Below are 1659 nucleotides of genomic sequence, written 5' to 3'. Positions count from 1 at the left end.
TGTCAATCATTTTTGAAAATGTCCTTAAAAAGTTTAATGATGAGCACCGGTTCTGCCGGTGCTTATTCTAATGATAAACTTATATTTGGGTATTACAACTAAGCCTCTTTCAATAAGAAGCTGTTTTTTAAATCATAAAGTATCATATTACGCCTATGCGGGCACTCCGTTCGGAAAATAATCATAAGGGACATGTTTCAGAAATGTGCTGTCCCTCCATGGATGTTTCGGAGACGGTATGTTTCGTTTTCTGGGTTTCTCTGTCATTTCTTTGAAGTCAAAGTTTTTAGAGGTTTGTTCATGCAGCGGAATCTCATCCAAAGCATAGACCCGGTCCTTTGTACTAAACAGGAGTTCTCCTGTAAAGGTCTCTATCACCAGCCCTTTTACTCCCTTGTGATAATGAACCTGCAGCCCGTTCGAATCCATGGTTTTATAATACTTGTTTTGATACTTGATGCAGTGTCCGTTATCCACCCTTCGTGGGGTCAGTATAGCCAGAGTCTGGTTGATTATATCAGAATCCGGTTGCATTACGAAGACAGATTTGCTATGATGGACGGGAAGCGCAAATCTTGCGTTGTATTCTTTTATGTAGGAGTTCAAGAATACATTTGCTTCGTCTATGGTGGTGATGCCTTTCAGCCGTAATTCGGCTGGAAGGCGTGACTGTAAGGTCTGGAAAAGCCGTTCCACCCGTCCTTTGGCCTGGGCCACACTGGTTGTCCTGATTTCAATCCCCAACTGTTTACATGCATAACTGAATTGTGTGAAGGTATCCTTGCCGATTTCCTTCATTTTTTTGTTTTTATACTCAAAAACAGTACGGTTATCCGTATAGAACATGTTTGGAATGCCATAATTGATAAGGATCTGGTGCAGGACATGGTAATACCCATTCAGAGTCTCCTGATGGTCGAAATAAGCTCCTACAATCCTGCCAGTGCAGTCATCAATGGCAACATGAAGCTGAGACTTGCAGCCGCCAAACCAAAGATGCAGAGAAGCATCCATCTGGAGCATTTCGCCCAGAAAAGCGCAGCGGGGTCTCCGGGAATGTGCCTCGGAGAGATTAACAATACTGGCTTCAATGAGGGCCTTTTCCTTTTTTGTCTTTGCCGCCTTGTGTATATCCTGCAGAAGTTTATTCATCTGCTTGCGTGTACGCCGGTTCGCCCTGGGAGAGAGGACGAATTCGTTGTAGAGAATCTTACGCAGGGAGGAAGGGGAAATACGGATGGAGTCATTGCGTAAAAGCAGCTCACAGCAGTGAGTGAAGTTAGTATCCCAGTACTTGCGGTTATAAAGGGATACAATTTCCTGCTTAAACTCTTCTGAGAATGCATGGGCTGGCCTGCGTCCGGTATTACCATGAAGGAAGCCGGCTTTGCCTTTTGTACGATAGGTAATTAACAGGCGGCTGACATGTCTCGCGGTGCAGCCAATCTTTACAGCGGCAGTATTCTTTGTTATATGTCCGTCCGCTGCTCGTTTAATAATCTCGAATTTCTCTAGTGCGTTCATTGATAATGATACCTTTCTCATAGCAAGTCTCCTCATTCTGTCTTATAGTCATGAGGGATAAGTATACCACATCATGCATTAGGCTGGGACATAATTACGTGTGGTATATAAGGACATTATCATAAATCAGTCATA

Annotated in this window: 1 protein-coding gene; it reads right to left on the bottom strand. The window is 43.5% G+C overall.

From position 1 onward, the window contains the following. Window positions 1–153: 153 nt before the first annotated feature. Window positions 154–1524 (bottom strand): ISNCY family transposase, encoded by a 1371-nt coding sequence (locus DFR60_RS30110; RefSeq protein WP_110326992.1) that lies wholly within the window; start codon window positions 1522–1524, stop codon window positions 154–156. Window positions 1525–1659: the final 135 nt, after the last annotated feature.

The organism is Hungatella effluvii (assembly GCF_003201875.1).
GTDB classification, from domain to species: Bacteria; Bacillota; Clostridia; order Lachnospirales; family Lachnospiraceae; genus Hungatella; species Hungatella effluvii.
The sequence above is the reverse complement of the archived record's forward strand: the minus strand, read 5'-3'. Positions and strand labels throughout refer to the sequence as shown.